23 protein-coding genes and 2 pseudogenes are annotated in these 17,202 nt (G+C 30.4%); 6 read left to right on the forward strand and 19 right to left on the reverse strand.

The features are described from left to right. Window positions 1–103: 103 nt before the first annotated feature. Together IGJ04_RS03805 and IGJ04_RS03810 are read left to right on the forward strand one after the other, a co-directional pair. Window positions 104–733, forward strand: coding sequence for a flavodoxin (locus IGJ04_RS03805; protein WP_289868236.1), 630 nt, complete (start codon window positions 104–106; stop codon window positions 731–733). 24 nt (window positions 734–757) lie between these two features. Further along, window positions 758–2,056: an MFS transporter gene (locus tag IGJ04_RS03810; protein ID WP_438839920.1), complete on the forward strand. Its 1,299-nt coding sequence runs from the start codon at window positions 758–760 to the stop codon at window positions 2,054–2,056. Between the two features lie 108 nt (window positions 2,057–2,164). Here IGJ04_RS03810 and IGJ04_RS03815 read toward each other — a convergent pair. The 3 genes and pseudogenes from IGJ04_RS03815 to IGJ04_RS03825 form a co-directional block, all read right to left on the reverse strand. Next, window positions 2,165–2,905, reverse strand: a pseudogene (locus tag IGJ04_RS03815) (excinuclease ABC subunit A); the annotation flags it as partial. Between the two features lie 358 nt (window positions 2,906–3,263). Beyond that, the gene (locus tag IGJ04_RS03820) at window positions 3,264–3,548 is read right to left on the reverse strand and encodes a bacteriocin immunity protein (RefSeq protein ID WP_010717206.1); all 285 of its coding nucleotides are present in this window, start codon (window positions 3,546–3,548) and stop codon (window positions 3,264–3,266) included. A gap of 16 nt (window positions 3,549–3,564) precedes the next feature. After that, window positions 3,565–3,780 (reverse strand): class II bacteriocin, encoded by a 216-nt coding sequence (locus IGJ04_RS03825; protein WP_438768527.1) that lies wholly within the window; start codon window positions 3,778–3,780, stop codon window positions 3,565–3,567. A 252-nt stretch (window positions 3,781–4,032) separates the two neighbouring features. On the opposite strand from IGJ04_RS03825, the gene yajC reads away from it, so the two are divergent. Then, entirely contained in the window at window positions 4,033–4,281 is a 249-nt protein-coding gene (gene yajC, locus IGJ04_RS03830; protein WP_438768528.1) for a preprotein translocase subunit YajC, read from the forward strand. Between the two features lie 22 nt (window positions 4,282–4,303). Here the strand turns inward: yajC and IGJ04_RS03835 are convergent, their stop codons facing one another. Next, the gene (locus IGJ04_RS03835; protein ID WP_279257368.1) at window positions 4,304–4,504 is read right to left on the reverse strand and encodes a hypothetical protein; all 201 of its coding nucleotides are present in this window, start codon (window positions 4,502–4,504) and stop codon (window positions 4,304–4,306) included. Between the two features lie 323 nt (window positions 4,505–4,827). Beyond that, complete coding sequence (locus IGJ04_RS03840) at window positions 4,828–5,496, reverse strand: hypothetical protein (RefSeq protein ID WP_289868199.1); 669 nt, start codon at window positions 5,494–5,496, stop codon at window positions 4,828–4,830. A 540-nt stretch (window positions 5,497–6,036) separates the two neighbouring features. On the opposite strand from IGJ04_RS03840, the gene IGJ04_RS03845 reads away from it, so the two are divergent. Continuing rightward, a complete protein-coding gene (locus IGJ04_RS03845; protein ID WP_202579693.1) occupies window positions 6,037–6,570 on the forward strand; it encodes a DUF805 domain-containing protein in 534 nt (177 codons plus the stop codon). A gap of 481 nt (window positions 6,571–7,051) precedes the next feature. On the opposite strand, the gene IGJ04_RS03850 is transcribed toward IGJ04_RS03845, so the two are convergent. The 14 genes and pseudogenes from IGJ04_RS03850 to ssb form a co-directional block, all read right to left on the reverse strand. After that, window positions 7,052–7,180 carry a hypothetical protein gene (locus IGJ04_RS03850; RefSeq protein ID WP_289868198.1) on the reverse strand — a complete coding sequence of 43 codons (129 nt, stop codon included), beginning with the start codon at window positions 7,178–7,180 and terminating at the stop codon, window positions 7,052–7,054. 20 nt (window positions 7,181–7,200) lie between these two features. Beyond that, the gene (locus IGJ04_RS03855; protein ID WP_202579798.1) at window positions 7,201–7,815 is read right to left on the reverse strand and encodes a recombinase family protein; all 615 of its coding nucleotides are present in this window, start codon (window positions 7,813–7,815) and stop codon (window positions 7,201–7,203) included. Between the two features lie 128 nt (window positions 7,816–7,943). Next, window positions 7,944–8,141 (reverse strand): annotated as a pseudogene (locus IGJ04_RS03860) (type II toxin-antitoxin system RelE family toxin); the annotation flags it as partial. Window positions 8,142–8,147: 6 nt separating this feature from the next. Continuing rightward, complete coding sequence (locus tag IGJ04_RS03865) at window positions 8,148–8,744, reverse strand: GNAT family N-acetyltransferase (protein WP_438839921.1); 597 nt, start codon at window positions 8,742–8,744, stop codon at window positions 8,148–8,150. Window positions 8,745–8,987: 243 nt separating this feature from the next. Next, a complete protein-coding gene (locus tag IGJ04_RS03870) occupies window positions 8,988–9,617 on the reverse strand; it encodes a hypothetical protein (RefSeq protein WP_438839922.1) in 630 nt (209 codons plus the stop codon). Window positions 9,618–9,661: 44 nt separating this feature from the next. Beyond that, window positions 9,662–12,085: an ATP-dependent DNA helicase gene (locus IGJ04_RS03875; protein ID WP_438839923.1), complete on the reverse strand. Its 2,424-nt coding sequence runs from the start codon at window positions 12,083–12,085 to the stop codon at window positions 9,662–9,664. 803 nt (window positions 12,086–12,888) lie between these two features. Beyond that, window positions 12,889–13,434, reverse strand: coding sequence for a hypothetical protein (locus IGJ04_RS03880; protein ID WP_438839924.1), 546 nt, complete (start codon window positions 13,432–13,434; stop codon window positions 12,889–12,891). Between the two features lie 260 nt (window positions 13,435–13,694). Further along, window positions 13,695–13,949, reverse strand: a complete 255-nt coding sequence (locus IGJ04_RS03885) for a hypothetical protein (RefSeq protein ID WP_014862514.1) — start codon at window positions 13,947–13,949, stop codon at window positions 13,695–13,697. A gap of 18 nt (window positions 13,950–13,967) precedes the next feature. Beyond that, a complete protein-coding gene (locus tag IGJ04_RS03890; RefSeq protein ID WP_431449847.1) occupies window positions 13,968–14,627 on the reverse strand; it encodes a DUF2786 domain-containing protein in 660 nt (219 codons plus the stop codon). Between the two features lie 42 nt (window positions 14,628–14,669). Then, complete coding sequence (locus IGJ04_RS03895) at window positions 14,670–14,912, reverse strand: hypothetical protein (protein WP_438839925.1); 243 nt, start codon at window positions 14,910–14,912, stop codon at window positions 14,670–14,672. Continuing rightward, the gene (locus tag IGJ04_RS03900; RefSeq protein WP_438839926.1) at window positions 14,890–15,144 is read right to left on the reverse strand and encodes a hypothetical protein; all 255 of its coding nucleotides are present in this window, start codon (window positions 15,142–15,144) and stop codon (window positions 14,890–14,892) included. The genes IGJ04_RS03895 and IGJ04_RS03900 overlap by 23 nt, the downstream gene beginning before the upstream one ends. Then, window positions 15,131–15,307 (reverse strand): hypothetical protein, encoded by a 177-nt coding sequence (locus tag IGJ04_RS03905; protein WP_202499172.1) that lies wholly within the window; start codon window positions 15,305–15,307, stop codon window positions 15,131–15,133. The genes IGJ04_RS03900 and IGJ04_RS03905 overlap by 14 nt, the downstream gene beginning before the upstream one ends. Before the next feature lie 121 nt (window positions 15,308–15,428). Continuing rightward, on the reverse strand, window positions 15,429–15,989 hold the full coding sequence (locus tag IGJ04_RS03910) for a thermonuclease family protein (protein WP_438839927.1): 561 nt from the start codon (window positions 15,987–15,989) through the stop codon (window positions 15,429–15,431). A gap of 93 nt (window positions 15,990–16,082) precedes the next feature. Beyond that, the gene (gene ssb / locus IGJ04_RS03915; RefSeq protein ID WP_113851244.1) at window positions 16,083–16,532 is read right to left on the reverse strand and encodes a single-stranded DNA-binding protein; all 450 of its coding nucleotides are present in this window, start codon (window positions 16,530–16,532) and stop codon (window positions 16,083–16,085) included. A gap of 124 nt (window positions 16,533–16,656) precedes the next feature. On the opposite strand from ssb, the gene IGJ04_RS03920 reads away from it, so the two are divergent. Next, window positions 16,657–16,854, forward strand: a complete 198-nt coding sequence (locus tag IGJ04_RS03920) for a hypothetical protein (protein ID WP_014862324.1) — start codon at window positions 16,657–16,659, stop codon at window positions 16,852–16,854. Window positions 16,855–16,925: 71 nt separating this feature from the next. Next, window positions 16,926–17,189 carry a hypothetical protein gene (locus IGJ04_RS03925; protein WP_438839928.1) on the forward strand — a complete coding sequence of 88 codons (264 nt, stop codon included), beginning with the start codon at window positions 16,926–16,928 and terminating at the stop codon, window positions 17,187–17,189. The last annotated feature ends 13 nt before the right edge of the window (window positions 17,190–17,202 follow it).

The raw sequence follows: 17,202 nt of genomic DNA on the forward strand, positions 1-17,202 counted from the left end.
TTAACCATTTAGAAAAGTAAAAGTGAATACTGTGGCATCAATCATGAGATAGTTGATGCCGCAGTATTTTTATGGGAAATAATATGTAAAGAGGGCGATTGAGATGTTTAAGAAACGAATTTCATACTTTTTAATAGCGTTTATAAGCTTCATCATTGTTGAATTTATTACTTTACCTAAAATGATAAGCAAAATTCAAGAAGGAGGAGAAATGATGAAAAATCCAAAAACATTGATTGCTTATTATTCACGAACTGGAAATACAAAAGCAGTTGCTGAACTGATTCAAGAAAAGATTGCTGGAGATCTTATACAAATCGAAACAGAAGAAAAAAGACCAATAGATTATCCGAAGGAAGTTGAACAAAATGCACTAGAACAGGAAAGAGATATCTTACCAGAATTAACAACGACTATTCCTGATTTCGACAAATACGAACGGATTTTTATTGGAACACCAACGTGGAATATGGCGTTACCCCAAGCCGTTGTTTCTTTTTTAGATAGCTATGATTTCACCGGGAAAACAATTATACCTTTTAATACACACGGTGGTTACGGTGTGGGTTCAACTTTCAGTCAGATAAGCGCTAATACCAAAGGCGCTAATGTACTAGAAGGGTACACTGTAAAAGGTGGAGAAGAGACAAACGGCCTCATGCTTATTATTAAAGATAAAAATAGAGAAAAAGTATCAAAGGAAATTGATACATGGTTAGAAACAATCAATTAAAAAAATAGAAAGGAGTTAGGAAACTTGAATAGAGAAAAATTTGGTGTCATTTTACCAATTACATTATTATCTTATTTTTTGATATTAATGGATAATTCAATCATTTTTACAAGTTCTGTGCAGATAGGTGAAAGTTTAGGGTTATCTGCTGCAGCACTTTCATGGGTATCCAGTGCATACACACTTACTTTTGGAGGTTTTTTACTATTAAGCGGACGTCTTTCTGATTTATTAGGGAGGAAACGTATTTTTTTGATAGGATTACTGATCTTTGGATTCAGTTCTTTAGCGATTGGTCTATCGCAATCAGCTGAAATGGTCATTAGTATGCGTGCAATACAAGGAATTGGCAGCTCCATTATCGCTCCAACAACTTTGGCATTAATCATGGATGCTTACCAAAATAATACGAGACAACGTGCGATTTCTTATTATGGGGCAACTGCTGGAATTGGTTCAAGTATTGGTTTATTAGTTGGTGGTGGACTAACTAGCTTGATTTCTTGGCGTGTAGGATTTTTAATAAACGTTCCATTTACTCTTATATTATTTATCCTAACATTGAAGTATGTGAAACCTTCAGCTCGCCGAAAAGAAAATATCGACTATTTAGGTAGTATACTTTCCATAATCGGTTTGGTTGGTATTATCTATGGCTTTACTGAAGGAATGCTTAATTTCGTATTTATAGGGATTATCTTTATATGTTTGTTTATTTTATGGGAACGAAAGACTTCTTCACCCATTCTCCCGTTAGCACTTTTTCAAAATAAGATTCGTTCTGGTGCTTATGTGACTCGTCTTTTATTTATGATGGCAATGTTGCCATTTTGGTTCTTTTTACCACAGATGATGCAAAGCCAATATGGTTTTTCAGCGTTAAAATCCGGTTTTGCTTTTTTGCCACTGACAATTGTTAATTTTATGATTGCGATGCAATTACCAAAGTTAACTTCAAAATTTGGGAACAATAAGATATTACTTATTGGAGAAATCACATTATCTATAGGGTTAATTTTACTTGCTATCTCAAATCCATTAAATGGCTATTGGCAGACTATTTTTGTGCCTATGATCATACTTGGGTTAGGACAAGGTTTAATTTTAGCTCCAGTCACATCTGCAGGTGTTCATGATGCACCTGATGAGTTGGCAGGTATTGCAAGTGGTGTAACAAACACGATGCATCAAATTGGTGGTCCTATCGGATTATCATTGATTGTCGCAACAACAACTAATTTTCAAACTGAAATCTGGATGATGGCAGTATTTATACTTATATCTATATTAGTGGTTACTCTCTTTGTCAATAATAGAAAATAGTTTTTTTAATCATCCAAAATAAAATGAGAGCTAAGATTTGATTAGCAATCAAAATTTTAGCTCTCATTTTTATAGATAAATCCTATATTTGTCATTTAAGGAGAATAATATTTGCCATTTAAATAGAAAAGTGACACCCATGACACCAAAACGTTGTTTTAAAATGTAAGGATCTGTATGAGCTAAATCATGAATGGATTGAATTCCTGACATCTTCAAACGAGCAGCCATTCGCTTACCAATGCCACAAAATTCCGTAATAGGGGAGATAGACCAAACTTTTTCTTCTACGTTTTCATATCGCCATTCTGCCACAAAACCTGGTGCATTTTTCGCTTCATTGTCTAATGCTAATTTAGCTAGCAAAGGATTGTCTCCAATTCCAATAGTTACGTACAATCCCATATGATTATAAATCACACGCTGTATAATTTTGGCCAACTTAAATGCTGACTCACAGTTGAAGTAGGAGAGAGAAGCAGTAATATCTAAAAAGCTTTCATCTACACTAAAGACAGAATGATCTTCGTCGGCAACGAATCTTTTGTATAAATTATTGATTTCTTGATTCTTTTTCATATACACATTCATTCTTGGTGGTACAACTAATAAATCAGGGTGATCAGGGACTTCGTCTTTACGAGTCACATTAGAAATTCCTAGAACTTTTTTTGCCATTGGAGAAGCAGCAAGTACTAAGCCACCTGCATTATCCGCACCACTCATTACCACGAGCATTGTTTTGAGGGGATCTAAGCCACGTTCTACACATTCTACGCTCGCATAAAATGATTTTACATCGATACACAGAATGTCGCGTCTAGGTTCTTTGGAGTAATCAAATTTCATGTCAAAAACCACCTTTCCACTCAATATTATACGAACTAGAGTTCGTATAGTCAAGCGAACAGCGTTCATTTTTAACAGTAAAATTTTTTATTATACATAGTAGTTTTCTCCAAACAGAATAAAGAATCCCACTGTCATCCAAGACAGTGGGGAAATACAAAATATACTAGTTTATATTCAACTACATTATGTTGCTTTATACGGAATTTTGTAATTATTCTAAACTTTATAAAAGGTCATTTAAGTTTTTATCTGAAGAAATTTGCGGATTCGCTAATGCATTATTTGTTAATTGAATAATCTTTTCCAGCGCTTCTTTTTTCTTGATGTCCATAAACTCTCCTAAAAAAACGATTGTTTAACTCCAAATACCGATAGACGCCCAACCTCTATATTTTTGGCCCTCTTTAGTCACAAATTTTTGCAATTCAATAATTGATTTAGGCATTTCAAAATGATGTCTTGCTAAATACTCACTATTAATTGTACTTAATTTATAACAGACTTCACCGATATTTGTTTCATTAGTTGTCAATCTTTTGGCACATTCAAATAACTTATCTTTTAACCCCTCATATTCATTTATTTTAGGATCATTATACGCTTTACTAAGTAAATCTAGTAATTCTTGTTGTTTATCCATTTTAAACTAATCCTTTCTATCTAGGAGCCCAAGGGCCATGTTGTACCCAACCATTAACAATAATTTTTCCAATTTCCCTTGAAGCTTTATTCCAGTCTACCCAACATTTTTGCTTATTACAATATAAACCATTTCCGTAATACGTGGCGGCTTCTACATTTGTTCCTAATACTGTAAAACCAATCCCAATCATCCCACAAATAACTAAGCCTTTAACTAATTTCTTTTTCATGAATGTTCACCTCGAAAAATAAAAATTAGAAAACGTCTTCTATATAGAAATTATAGAACTATTGGTATAGTTTTGTAAATGTTAAAACAAAAGAATTTTCCTAATATTTTTGTAAGTTGGTATCCATCAATTTCAATTGTTTTTTACCTGATTATTGTACCATTTCATTCGAAACAAATATTGCCATCAATACTTTCTTTTTATAAAATAACCTTGATGTCTATATATAAATTTTCAAATTAACAAGGAGAAATGAAACCGATGCTTATCATGCTGTTAGTCATTGTTGCTATGTATTTTTATCTGTTTCGTACACAAAAAAAGCAACAAAAAGAACGACAAGATTTTTTTAACAATTTACAACCAGGAGACGCTGTTGTGACTATTGGTGGGTTACATGGAGTAATTTCTGAAATATCTTCAGATAAAAAGAAGGTAACTCTCGACTGTGAAGGGGCGTTTTTCGACTTTGATCAACAATCTATACGAGCGAAAAAATAAGCAGAAAGGGGTTCCTCTCTGCTTATTTTTTTCTTTTATTTGATAAAGAATAGCCTAACTCTTTCAACTGTTTTTTCGTGACCACATGACGAAATTCTCCATCAAAAACGATCACTGTATATTGATTTATCACTTCAACTTTTCCTTTAATCGTTTGTCCCAAAACAGATTGACAATGCACAAATGAGCCAATATTTATTAAATCCTTACTTTTTTTGGCCAAAACACAACCTCCGAAAATAATGATTAAAACCACCTATCTAGTAGGTGGTTTGGAAGAAATAGTCTCTGAAGAACAATTTCAACGTATCAGGCTATAAAAATTTTATCGTATTTACTTTCCTATTTCAATCTTAATTTCCCTAAAAAAATCTTAGTACAATTATTCATGACTTTCATTTAACTAGGAGGGAACCATGAATATACTCTTCTTAAGTATCTGCCTTTTTATATAGCCACTATCTTAACAGGAGTTTATCACTGGCGAAATAACAAAAAGAAATAAAGAGAACATTTTCTTTATAAATCAATTTCTCTATCTGAAGATTAGATATATAATTCATACCCTTTTAGCTTTCCATTTGAGAATGTTAATTTTGCATAATGATCTGTATCCTCTTGATACGTTAAAATTGCAAAACCACTATCTCCAGTGTATTCATCTTTGGGCTCTCCATACATCTCCTTTACCTTCTCGATAGTAGTCCCCCATGTTAAACCACCCGGAAAGAAAACTGTCAAATCTTTATTGGTAGTATCCGTTATATTAATAGATGTCATACTTGACTCTTTAATATCAATTGTTTTATCAGTTAAATTTGAATACGTACCAGAAATAGTATTACCTTTTTTATTTGTTAAATGTGTTCCTGCAACTGAATCTTTTGGGTTTAATACGTAAGAATCTGAATATTTCAATTCAAAACCTAACTTATTCAAATCTTTTAATTCTATAGGCATAGTCAACACTTGGCTATCTATTTGTATTTGATTATCATACCAATTCTTAGATAAATCTTTAGAAATTGCACCATTACTTTGTTTTTCTTCAATAGACGTAGATGTTTCATTCGTACTTAAACTTTCACTAATTTTAGTTGAACTTGTTTTGGTAGTTTCTTGCGTTGATTGTGCTTGTTTTATTTCTTTGGTTCCGCACCCTACTAGCACACTTAGCAAACTAACTCCTACTGCTAACTGATAAAATTTCTTCAAACATATCTCCTCCTGATTAAAGTTTTCCTATGAAAAAAGACAAAAGAATTTTTTTGTCTTTTTTTTGTTGTTTATAGTTTTCAATTAGAAGCGAAACTTCTCTCTTTTGCAAGGTATATTTCTATATATAAAATTACAAAAAAATAATATTTTTTTCAATAAGAGCAAATAAAAAAAAATGAGAAAATCTCGTTTTATAAATTACTCCCTTACATATCAAGAAAAAAAACAATAAGATAACAACTTTTTTAGTTTATAAAAGAGACAAAAAAATTCTTTTGTCTTTTTTCACTGTTCTTACCTACTTTATAAATAGTTTATACAACATTATCACTTTGTAACCCTTTGTTGTTATAAACAACTTCCATGTGGTAACAAACAACCATATTTTCTATTCCCCTTTTCAAGTATATTCAGCAGAATTTAGTATACTTACACAATAAAAAAATAGAATTATAACCCTACTAAAAAATATTGCACCTCATATTACAATATAGTAAAATCTTTTTTTGAAAATATCTAATTTAAGGAGGAAGTATTTTGGCTAAAATTGAACAAAAAGGTAAAGTGTCTTGCAAACAAGCAATCAAAGACTTTTTTAGAGGGTATTTCGATTTTAAAGGTCGAACCACACGCGCTGGTTACTGGTGGGTTGCTCTTTCATTTACTCTGCTAACCATAATAACCATAATTTTGGGGATAGTTTTCTTTTTCTCAGCATTTGCTTATTCTTCTGTAGACGCTTTAAAATGGTGGCTCATTCTATTTTTTATTTTTATTTTTATCGCAATCATACCAAGTATCGCCTTAAATATTCGACGTAATCGCGATGCTGGTTTAACAGGTTGGGGAAGTCTTTGTCTTTATCTTATACTTTTTATGTCTCAAGGAACTTATAGTTATAATTTCGACTACGTATCAGAAGAAATTACTTTTGGGAATAATATTTTGCTTACATTTTTAGCTTTTACTATCAATGTTTTTATGTTCCTATTAACCATTTTTCCTACAGATATGCTGACTACGAAAAGCGAAAATAAAATTTTACGTTTCTTTTTCCGTTCGGCAGAATAAAAAGCTCTTAAAATGGAACTTTACTTCTGCTTTAAACATGTTATACTTTATTTATTCAAAAATGCATAAGTAATACTCCACAAAAGCACTAGGTTTTTTATTCATTTACCTAGTGTTTTTATTATATTAATCTTCAAAAAAATAATTTATGATAGCTCTTTTCGCTTAATAAAAAACAAAAAGAACTAGATTATTTTTAATAAGTAATCTAGTCCTTTTTGTGTAATAAATTATTCGAAAGTGGTGTATACTGTTTCCTACTATCTAATATTAATTTTATCTAAAACTAAGAATATAATATTACTTTTCATGCTCAAAAAACTAGAGGTGAGGAATTAAAAAATTTACACATAATAATCCTCTAGTCTTTTGGCATGAATTAAGAATGTAAGAAGTCTTGTTACCAAAAATTTTATCATATCTATTTACAAGTATTCAAGCCTTTTTATGAATAGTTCTCTATAAATCACAGTTTTTTCTTTTAACACCCTAGCACGTCTGCTTGCTTAATACCATATTTATCCTGTAATTGTTCTGAAGTAAGTTCGGCAATATCTCTTTTACCACAAAAATTTCCTAATATATTTAATGCTTCTGCAACGTTATTCATTTGTTAGTCTCCCTTGTTTATTATAAAAGTAAATTTTCTTCTTTCGCTTGTTTCTTGATTCGTTTGAGAGTAGATAAAGAAATCCCTGTTTTCCTTTCTACTTCTCGCATGCTGTTTGTTTCCATTAGCTCTAGTGCATGTTTATATTTATCATTCAGAACTCTTTTCGGACGTCCTTCTCGATAATTTTTATTATTAGCTCTATGCCACTGTTTTCCTTCTTGAGTTCGCGTCACAATCAAATCTCTTTCAAATTGCGCAAAACTCCCTAACATGTTCATCATCAATGTTTGCATAGAATCACTTTTGTTTGGCTCAAATGTTAGGGCATTATCTAAGAAGGTGATAGTCACTCCTGACTTGTTCAAAGAAGAAATAATCGAATTTAAATCAACGATACTTCTAGCCAGCCGATCAATTTTCGTCACTAAAACTTTATCACCAGTTTTTACAATAGATAGTAGTTCTTCTAATTCTTTTCTTCCTTCTTTTTTTGTTCCCGTATATTTTTCACTGAAGATTTTTTCTGCTCCAGCTTGTTCTAGTTTTTGAATCTGGGTTTTGTAATCTTGATTACTAGTACTCACTCTTGAATAACCATAAATAGACAAAATTTCCCCACCTTTTCTGAACATAAGTTTTTGACACTTGATAATTCCAAGTATAGCACGAAAAAACAAACAGGCCAAAAACTTAAAGTTTCTGACCTCTTTGGTTTTTCGTGCTATTTTTTTATTTTCAAATATCTATCACTAACAATAAATTATCTTTTATAAACGATGTTTTTATGACCTATAAAAAAATATTGTATCACAATTTCAGAATCACAAATATTAGCAAGTATACGATATTTTCCAATTCTATAACGCCATTCAGCACTTCTATTTCCTGTCAAGCCTTTTCCATGTTGACGATGGTCAGTAGTTTCTTCTAAGTTTTTTCTAATCCATGTGACTATTATAGATTATTAAAGCCATCGGAAACTTCTTTTTTCGTTGTAGTAATATACCAAATCACCTGAATACTTGTCAGAACGTTGTTGAAATCCAATATTTTTATAAAATTGAACTAATTCATCTTGAGTTAGCGAATTTTCATCGCTTATTGAAGAAGCGCATGCTGTAAGATATAGTCCTGAAATACCTTTTTCTTTTCCCCAAATAATTGTTCTTTTTAGTAAATAAGTTGCTAGGCCATTCTTTCTATACATAGGATCTACACCTAGCCCTTCAATTTTAGTAAAATTGTCAACAGTCAGGCCTAATTTAATTCTGGCTATACATTTAGCACAATCATCTCTGCATTGTAAGGAAGAACCTAAATCTAACATCCATCTTTCAACGGGCTTTTTAAGTTTAAACACCATAATAATTCCATTAAGTAAATCCAACTCGTCCAATATAATATGATTTCCATTATCTAAAATTTCAGGAGAGGGTAGTGGATATTTTTCACTTCTGGTGTTATTTACCTTATGTCGCTCTTCCCTACATTTAAATTGATTAAGTTCATATTCATATTGATTACATAACGTTTGTAACTTTTCTATTTTTCTTTTCTTCAAAAAAACATAAGCTCATTCGCCTTCCTTTACTTAATCCACTTGCTAAAATATTATCATAATCTTGTTTCTACTAATCACTTGTTCTTCATCTTGAGGAGAATTAAATATTTATAAGAAAAGATACGGTATGTCATCTGTATATAATATTTTTCTCATGTCCTAAAGACACTTAGCTATATTAAGTAACTTTCTTTATGAATAAATTTTAATAGATATTTAAAGACAACATTTTCATGGTAATTTTTAATAAATTCCTCTATCTTTTAATATTTGCAATGTATTCTCCCAATCTAAAATTCCATTTGCTACTATTGCTTTTTTTCTATTTATTAATAACACGTACATAGATTGTAAAAATTCTGTTGCTATTTGTATTAGTTTCTCCATATCTTCTACGAAAATTGGATTATTATTTATATACAAATTTTTGTCTTCTTTTTTTTGAAAATCATTATGCGAATAAATTTTATCTCTTTGTTTTTTTAGATTATCTAATACTAACTCTATTTTTTTTATTTTATTATTAGTTTCATGCATAAATTCGTCGATTTCCAGCTTGCTCTTTAACCCTGATCCATCATTTTTATGAATTAAAAACAATAACTCGCTATTTTGAATACAATAATTCAAAAATTTAAATAAATTATTTTTACTTCTTCTATCATACATTCTAGATACTTCAGAGCAAGTTGCTATAATTAAAGCATTATATGTGTATAGATAAAAAGTTGGAGATAATAATATTTGATCTTTATAAGTATAAAAATTATCATCAATTTGTTTTATTACAGTAAAATATGAGTTCATCTCTATACTACTATTCCAAAGAAAATCCAATTGGGTCATAATTGTTTCCTTTTCTTGTTTCGCCATATCTTCTACACCTCTTTTTTATTACATCAACTAATTATTCAAATTCAATCAATCTCAGTTTTCTGTATATTATTCTTTGCAATTATTTCTTCTGCCAAACGTCTAAATTTATCTTTCTCAAATTTATCAGAAAATGGATATTTCTTAAATAGATCTTCCATTACTTCTTGTTTATTTGATTCAAATTTTTTAGTAATTAATTCAACTGTGGAAATAAAACACTTTTCTACACCTTGATCTCTTTGATTTTGAGTAAACAATTGTAATTTCCATTTTTTTCGGAAATCTTCCAAAGGTTTAACACGTTCAATAAGTTCACTTCTTTTTTTTTCTCTTGTATTTTTTTTCTGAATAGAGGTTTTATTGTTAATTTGATTGAGTTTAGAAAGTGAGTATACATCTCTTTTTGGATCAAGAATAGGTAGTCTAGATAACTTATTGCGAGTGTATAAAACAAACTCAGCATTTGTACCATTTTTACTTATATTTTCGTAAAATTTGTTAATTTCTACAAAAGAATCTGTTATTTTGTAATCTATCTCTGATAAATTTTTTATAACTTTATCTGAATATTTTGAATTATTGTATATTCTAGGATCAAGAATAGAGATTATTCCATAATCATCAATATCTCTAATCAGACGCCCCATAGCCTGATTTAATTTATTAAACATCATTGGAAGAATCACTTGATTAAACTTTTCATCCTTGTCCATATTTTGTCCTATTAATCTTATTAGTGGATTATTTGGAGTTGGAAATGGTAATTTAGTAATAATTACAGACGTTAGGGCCTTACCAGCTACTGAAAAACCAGTAAAAAACGACCCTGAACCTACTAAAATTTTATTTCCTAATTTAAAATCTTCAGTTAACATTTCTACCCTTTTATCACCTTGAGTAAGAATGTCATAGTTCGTTTTGTAATATTTTTTCAACTCATTTGAAATAGTATTCATGTATTTTTTTGAAGTGCATAATACTAATAAATTACCTTTTGAAATTTCTGTCATTTTTATTATTCTTCTACTTACATCAAACAAATGGTTTTCGTTACTATGAGTAGGTGTAGCTATATCTTTCGGTATATAAACTTTAGCTTGTTTTGAATAATCAAATGGTGTGTTGTAACAGTAAAAATCAAAATATTTAGAAGGTAATCCCCACTGTAATACAATTTCTTCTTTTGTTTTTGTTCCAGTTAATGTTCCTGACATAAATATTACTTTATTATGTTGCGCTAAATTTGAAATAAACGTTGTAAATTCTGGTAAAAATTTCTTTGAAGCTGCACAATACTTTTTTTGTTCTAAATCTATCCATGAAATATGGCTATCATTTTTAATAGTCTTTAAAATTTTGGTACATTCGTCAATTCGATCCATCAATTCATCATTCGATTTTTTTTTCATTGATTGCCTGATAGATAAATTTTCTAATTTATCTATACTATCTTTTAACAAATATTTACATTCTTGAGTTATTTCAGCTATTCCCTGTACTTCGTCTATATTTTTTAATACTTTCTTTTGTTCTTTTTTTAATTCTTCTTCCAACTTATTATCTATCATACCCACAAGCTTGTTAAGTTCATTAAAAGTTAATTCGGTCTGTGTTCTACCCAAATAGTTTTCTATAAACAAATGTGCTTCGTCAACTACGATTACACCTTTATCTATATGAACAATTGGTTTTATCCCGTCCTCTTTACATTTTTGAGAAACAATCATTTGATCATGATTTGTAACCGTAATGTTAAAATAATTACTTTCACTTCTAAATAGTTTCCTATGATTAATAGAACTACACTTATTTTTGTAAATACATTCTCTACAATTTTTATCTTTCTTATTTGAAATAGTTTGTGGCATTCTTATGTAATTACTTTCTTGTTGACTAAGTTCATATTCTTCTTCAATTTCAGATAATTGCCCAGTATATCTTGAATAGTTTTCAAAGTACGCAGACAATTTTTTTCTTTTTTCTTTAGAAAACTTTTCTTGTTTATCTTCAAAATTCCATCTGCATGTGTAATTATTCTTTCCCATAGCTAATAATGCATTGTCAACTAAATTTAATTTTTTTAATTTAGGTACTTCCTCATTCATTATCTGATTTTGTAAACTAATTGTTGCTGTAGCGTAAAGTAAACTTTTAAATTTACTTTTAGAATACATAAGCGTTGGTATAAGCACTCCCATTGATTTTCCAGTTCCTACTGGAGCATCAATAAATAAAAATTTTTTTTGAGAATTAAAGAGGAAGTTTCCAACATCTAAAGCAAGCTGTACTTGTTCTTTTCTAATTGGTGCTCCATTATACAATTTAGGCAATTCTTTTTCAAAATAATGCAATATATCATCCGTCTTACTCATTCTTCTAATAACTTTCCTTCCTTTTACCTGAAAATATTTTATCAAATCCTCCAAAACGATAAGATCCACTTTGATCCGATATAATTTTTTCAATTGCATTAACTGCAAAATCACCTTGGGTTACCTGAGCCCATGAAGTCTTCCCGCATCATAAAACCATTGGGCAGCTAATTGAATTAGCTCCATTTCTTCCAAAGAATATATTGATTTTCCAAAAATATTGAATTTCAAATCCATAAATCCACTCCTCTTTAAAAAAATTATTTTTATAATTAACTTTGTAGATTCATTACTGTAAGTTTACCAATAAACGTATTTTTCAACAACTGTGAATATCTTATAATCTTTAAAAAAATGATAAATTTTATTACCATAAAAATACTCACCGTTTCCAAATTTTATTGCCCAATTCTGTTGCCTCCTTACAAACTTAATATATGTACAATCAACAACAAGAGCCAACAAAGTATACCCTGTTGGCTCTTGTTAAATCTATTTTAATAAATTGGTTGTCTATTAAATCATTAAATGATATAAAAGAATTATAGGAAGCACAAATCATTTCTTTACAAATCTATCTCTTTGGTCAGTCGGCGGAAAACGGCTGGCTTTCGTTTCTTTCAAATCTTGCGTTTTTTGGTTTAAAAAAGGCACACATCTATAATAGATCGTTGCGCCCTACTCATTTAGTAGTATTTTTTTAGAATATGCTATACTATAAAGAAAAAGAGAGCTGTGCGCTACGCTAACACAACTTTCTAGTGTAGAACCGTTTAAGACGGTAGCAAGATTTACTAATTAAAAAGTAACCAGTTAACTCGCCAAAGTTAATGCCTGGTTACTTCTTTTGTCATTGTTTAACAACTTCATATTTTTGCATGGTGAATAAATATTTTTTATTTAAAAATTTTATCTAATTCAGTTGTAAAATCTTCTTTAGAGATTTTTATATTTAATTCTTTGTGAAAATTTCGTAAAGTGCTATATCTATAAGGTTTTAACGTATACGAAGTAATTGTCTTTCCTTCTTCAATATTTTTACATATTTTTTTGTAAGAAGATACATAACTATTAACCCGTGAATAAATTCTATTAAAATTATTTAGATAAAATTGTTTTTCTTTTTCATCTTTAAATATATACGTTCTTGTATTATCCAAGTATTTTTCTTCTATGATGGTTAATTTACTAAAATCTAACGCTTTTAAACACTCTTTTTTGTTCTCTTTAATATAAATTTCATAAAAAAATATATGTTTTGCTTGTTTCATATAAGCTGGAATACCTGATCTCAAGGGAATTGCAACTAATAAATCGTCTACATCTAAAATCATTATTCCGTGACCTCTTAAATGATCTTCTTGAAACTCATCTAAGCTTTTATAATCATTAAAATAGCTTGGTTTCATCAAACGAAAGTAAAGAGTATTCTTTTTAATCATATCTATACCTCTCATAAAAAAAAAGCCTTTCTTTTTAGAGTCGCGGCATCTACGACTACATCAACTATGAACAGTTTCTTTTTAGAGTCGGTATTGTTCTCCGACTACCTCTAATCAAATAATACCACACAATAAGAAAAAGCACAATATTTTTCTTACAAAAAGCTCTCTATCAAATAGAGAGCATCGTCAAAATTGAGAAATATAATGACCTTCTTAATGAAAATCTCTTATTATTTTATACTATGTTTTTCCAAAATTCAATCTCTCATAATTACTTTTTCTTTGTAGGAAAGAAAAAATAATTGATTTGTTTTTTCAATATATTGATAGATTGCTACCTTCAATGTGTCTGTTAGCCCTGGTATCTGATTAATTATTTCTTTCACTTCTGTTTCATTGTATTCAAAAAAATCCCCCTTCCATATCAACGTTACTGTTAATTCTACGTTCCGAATTTGCAAAAAATACGTACAACCAAACGTGTTGCCACACTCACGGCCGTAAATAAACATGTTGCTTTCACTCTTTCCTTATACTAATCTTTCTCTTTGACTAAATTGTTTCCCTTCTTCAACGCCTTCCTGAAATGCTACTAGGTCTTTTGTTTTATGAGAAGTATCTTTTCCTGGCACTAGTGATAATTGATCAAACTCTTTTTGCACGTGCTCTGGAACTTGTAAAGCCATTTCGTACCCTTTTGTTTTTACTTGTTCCTCAAATTGTTCCTGCAATCCTACAAGATAACCTTGAATATAATCTTGTTTTAATTGCCATTTCCGCTTTCTTTTTCGTTTGATTTCAGGCCGTTGCATGAATCTCCTTGCACTATATGCAATACTTCCCTTTGCATAATGAAACGTAATATCCGCAATTTCTACATCTGTTTTCGTTCCTAGAAAATGTAATTCTACAGGTGTTCCTGCTACATAATAAAACTTTACTCGAAAATTCCAAGCAATAATTCCTGCTAATCGATATAGCCATTTCTGCGGCTTTCCTTGATATACAACAAAATCAACCACTTTCTCTTCAAAAGAAAATTGTTTATAGTCAAATACTTGTTCCTCAGATACTCCGTAAGCAAGCATTAGCTCTTGTGCTTTCGCTAACGCGCTCATGGATTCTTCATCATTTGCATCATTCGCTAAAGCTAAAAGCTTTTGAATTTTTATAAATCGTTTATTTTCCATTCTTTTCCCTCTCTTTATTATTTATACTTTTAATTAATTATTTCAAAAATACAATTCATCTTCTTTTATCTCAAGTTTCCGTTCTTTTCTTTTAACAACTACTACAGCTACTACAAATAGGAAAGTAACAAATAATACATAGAATCCACATACATTAATTACTAGCCAAAGAAACTTCCAATGATAAAGTAACTGCAATGTCCATGAAATGATCAAGCCAAAAACTGAATAAAGAAATGACGGAACAATTTTTATAAACGCTTCAGCTATTTTTTGTTTTTCCATTCTTTTCCCTTCCTCCTGTTCCAAACGCCTTCATTATTTGATAATCTGCTCGAATCATTCGTTCTAATGTATATGCAGGATAATAGCGCTTTTCGCTCATCTCTTTATCTTTTGCCACAATTTCTTCCCACATCTCTTTTACTTCTCGAGAAACTAAACAATCAATTCGCGCTTTTTCCTCCACATGTGGAGCTGTTAGGTTCACATGTGGACCTGAATTATTTTTGGACATTTTGTACCCTTCTTTCTCTCACTGAACATTGATATTTATACTCATCCCAAGTAGTAAACAAATAGATAAATAACAAAAAGAAAATAACTAATTTAATTAACAACGGTAAAAATTGCATTAACATACCACATAAAAGCATTGCGACCACTAATCGTTTGTTCACCTTGTCTTCACGTCCTTTTTCTAGTAAAATATAGTTATCATTTTAATTGTGAACCCTTTGTTTGCGGTACTTGTTCATTTATAACAAGTACCGTTTTTTATTTTAAATTGATTTATTAGCACTAGTTACCCCATATGCCTAAGTACTGTTGCTGCGCTAATGCTTGTTTTGCTTCTAACTGTTCTAAGTATTTTGCTTCTTTATTTTTCACATAAGCGACTTTTGCTAAACCTTCACTTACTAAGGTTTCCTGCAACAACTTTCCATCCACAAACACATATGCCAATAAGCGACCATAACGATCTGTTTTATTGGATTCATCAAATTCTAGTTGGATTTCTTTTGCATTACTCAACAATGTTTTTGTTCGATTACTTGCCTCTTTACCAAATGGTTGAACAGGTGTGTTCGGTTTGACTGTTTCAGGAGTATCTATCAACAAATACCTTACTTTTTGTTCCTTGCCATTTACAAGAAACACACTTGTATCACCGTCTACATGTCTAACAAAATCTACAGCTACTCTTTCTGAAGAAGTTTGTTTTTGCTCGATTTGTTGTATCGATTGGTGTAGTTCTTGCGTTAATCCACCGATTATTTCTTGTGTGCTACAGCCCGTCAATAAAAGAAAGCTAAGACAAGAAACAAAAAAGAAGCCTATTTTATTTAGTCGTTTCCTCATTTTTTTATCCTTTCTATAATTTCTTGCTCCATGCCTGCGTAGCATAGAGCAAGACTTATTTATATTTTCATAAAACATTACTTAACAAAGCTCTCAGAACGGTAAGTCATCATCTGAAATATTTATTGGGTTTCCACCAAATGGATCATCATTATTTCCCATAGTATTATCCATAGGTGGAGTCTGACTCGTTGTCGTTTTTTGTTCTCTCGATTCTGCTTGCGAACGTGATTCCAACAAATAAAAACTTTCTACAATAACTTCTGTCACATAAACTCGTTGTCCTTGCTGATTTTCATAGTTTCGAGTTTGAAGTCTTCCTGAAATTCCAAACAATGTTCCCTTTTTTACATAATTAGCTAACGTTTCTGCTGGCTTACGCCAAATCACACACTGAATGTAATCTGCTTCACGATCACCATTCTGGTTTTTATAATTACGATTTACGGCAAGAGTAAATGTTGCTACAGCTGTTCCACTAACTGTATAGCGTAAATCTGGGTCTTTCGTCGCTCTTCCAATTAATGTCACATTATTCATCATTTGTCGTTCCTTCTTTCTTATCTTTTATAAATATATTTTATATGGATATCCATATAATGTCAATAGTTATCTATGGATATTCTTATTTTTTTATGCTATATTAAAAATGAAATGAGGTGTTTTTTTGGATAATTCTTACAAAACTTCGGAAGCACAAAGAAAAGCTATAAAAAAATACGAGCAGAAAAATGCCGCAGCCAAACAGTATCGTAATAAAAAATATGCGACAAAAAGCTTTATTCTAAATTTAGCAACTGAAGAAGATTTACAACTTGTCCGTAGCTGGTTAAAAGAAAGAGAAGAGACTTCGCCAAACAATTGATTCTGTTAGCGAAGTCTCTTCCATCATTCTTTTATAAAAAAAGTTCGAAGCATGTTGAAAGGAGGAGTATTTTGGACGAAGAAAAACTAGAACATTATCAAAAATGGTGTCAAGAAAATTTGCTAAATAGAACAGAAGCTATGGCTATCACTAAGCAAAGTAGCTATGCATTTACTCAATCTGTTTATACTAAACAATTATTACCCTTTGTTGAAAAAAAGGGTAATACACCTTCTGGAACCGTGCGTTTATTTTTAAAACAAGACGTAGAAGCTTATGCAAAGAAGATACAAAACCGACAAAAAAATCAACCTTCAAAGAAGCCATCACATTGATTGTGACGGCTTT

The organism is Enterococcus sp. AZ050, assembly GCF_051715085.1.
GTDB lineage: Bacteria > Bacillota > Bacilli > Lactobacillales > Enterococcaceae > Enterococcus > Enterococcus faecalis.

What these genes read in the sequence shown, in the direction of transcription:
- IGJ04_RS03885 (WP_014862514.1), bottom strand. Translation starts at nt 13,949, where the DNA reads ATGTTTATTTACGGCCGTGAGTGTGGCAACACGTTTGGTTGTACGTAT.
- IGJ04_RS03805 (WP_289868236.1), top strand. Translation starts at nt 104, where the DNA reads ATGTTTAAGAAACGAATTTCATACTTTTTAATAGCGTTTATAAGCTTC.
- IGJ04_RS03880 (WP_438839924.1), bottom strand. Translation starts at nt 13,434, where the DNA reads ATGATTAAAAAGAATACTCTTTACTTTCGTTTGATGAAACCAAGCTAT.
- IGJ04_RS03825 (WP_438768527.1), bottom strand. Translation starts at nt 3,780, where the DNA reads ATGAAAAAGAAATTAGTTAAAGGCTTAGTTATTTGTGGGATGATTGGG.
- yajC (WP_438768528.1), top strand. Translation starts at nt 4,033, where the DNA reads ATGAAACCGATGCTTATCATGCTGTTAGTCATTGTTGCTATGTATTTT.
- IGJ04_RS03900 (WP_438839926.1), bottom strand. Translation starts at nt 15,144, where the DNA reads ATGTCCAAAAATAATTCAGGTCCACATGTGAACCTAACAGCTCCACAT.
- IGJ04_RS03820 (WP_010717206.1), bottom strand. Translation starts at nt 3,548, where the DNA reads ATGGATAAACAACAAGAATTACTAGATTTACTTAGTAAAGCGTATAAT.
- IGJ04_RS03850 (WP_289868198.1), bottom strand. Translation starts at nt 7,180, where the DNA reads ATGAATAACGTTGCAGAAGCATTAAATATATTAGGAAATTTTTGTGGT.
- IGJ04_RS03910 (WP_438839927.1), bottom strand. Translation starts at nt 15,989, where the DNA reads ATGAGGAAACGACTAAATAAAATAGGCTTCTTTTTTGTTTCTTGTCTT.
- IGJ04_RS03890 (WP_431449847.1), bottom strand. Translation starts at nt 14,627, where the DNA reads ATGGAAAATAAACGATTTATAAAAATTCAAAAGCTTTTAGCTTTAGCG.
- ssb (WP_113851244.1), bottom strand. Translation starts at nt 16,532, where the DNA reads ATGATGAATAATGTGACATTAATTGGAAGAGCGACGAAAGACCCAGAT.
- IGJ04_RS03855 (WP_202579798.1), bottom strand. Translation starts at nt 7,815, where the DNA reads ATGTTCAGAAAAGGTGGGGAAATTTTGTCTATTTATGGTTATTCAAGA.
- IGJ04_RS03895 (WP_438839925.1), bottom strand. Translation starts at nt 14,912, where the DNA reads ATGGAAAAACAAAAAATAGCTGAAGCGTTTATAAAAATTGTTCCGTCA.
- IGJ04_RS03870 (WP_438839922.1), bottom strand. Translation starts at nt 9,617, where the DNA reads ATGGCGAAACAAGAAAAGGAAACAATTATGACCCAATTGGATTTTCTT.